We start from the raw sequence: 883 nt of genomic DNA, 5'->3' as shown, positions 1-883 counted from the left end.
CCAGCTGCTACCACCAGGCCTGCGATGCGTGGTCGCCGCAGTGGGATGCACGCGGGCTGGCCGCCGACACGCTGCTGGTCTACGACCTGGGGCTGGAACTGGCCAACAGCCGGCAGTGGCCGCAGTGGCAGCCGGGCGCGGAGTTCGAGGCCGCACGTGAGGCCAGCGACGCGGCGCGGCGCTGATCGCCCATCCCTGCGCCGCTATTGCAACCCGGCGTTGCGGCAGCGGTAGCAGTGGGGGGCCGGTGGTGGCCTAAAATGGCGCGGTCCCCCGCCGGTTCTGCCATGTCCGCTCCCGTTTCCGCACGGCCCGCCCCGCGCGGTGGTCTTGTCGTCCTCGCCCTGCTGCTGGTGTACGTGGTCTGGGGCTCGACCTATCTGGGCATCCATCTGGCCCTGGAAAGCGGCCTGCCGCCGTTGTCGGTGATCTCCGGCGCGCGCTTCGTGGTGGCTGGCAGCGTGCTCTATGCGTTGCTGCGCTGGCGCGGTGTGGCCGCCCCGACCAGGGCGCAATGGGCGACGCTGGCGGTGATGGGTGTGTGCCTGCTGTTCCTGGGCAACGGCATGGTGGTGATGGCCGAACGCGAAGTGTCCTCGGGCCTGGCGGCGGTGGCGGTGGCCTCGGTGCCGCTGTGGATGGCACTGTTTTCCACCTTGCGCGGGGAGAAGGCCACCGGCGGTGAATGGCTGGGCATCGCGATTGGTTTTGCCGGGGTGCTGTGGCTCAACGCCGGCAGCAGCCTGACCGCCACCCCGGACGGACTGGTGTTCCTGCTGATCGCACCGCTGGGCTGGGCCGCCGGGTCGATCTGGTCGCGCGGACGCGACCTGCCATCGCCATTCATGACCGCCGCCGGGCAGATGCTGTGCGGCGGCGTGAT

The 883-nt window shown here is 70.7% G+C and carries 1 protein-coding gene and 1 pseudogene; both read left to right on the top strand.

The features are described from left to right. A pseudogene (locus JCM9942_RS17040) lies at positions 1-185 on the top strand (peptidase M20); the annotation flags it as partial. Positions 186-287: 102 nt separating this feature from the next. After that, the coding region (locus JCM9942_RS17035; RefSeq protein WP_157723042.1) for an EamA family transporter at positions 288-883 on the top strand (596 nt) is incomplete at its 3' end.

Source organism: Stenotrophomonas pictorum JCM 9942, assembly GCF_001310775.1.
Taxonomy (GTDB): domain Bacteria; phylum Pseudomonadota; class Gammaproteobacteria; order Xanthomonadales; family Xanthomonadaceae; genus Stenotrophomonas; species Stenotrophomonas pictorum.
This window is presented reverse-complemented; position numbering and strand designations above follow the sequence as displayed.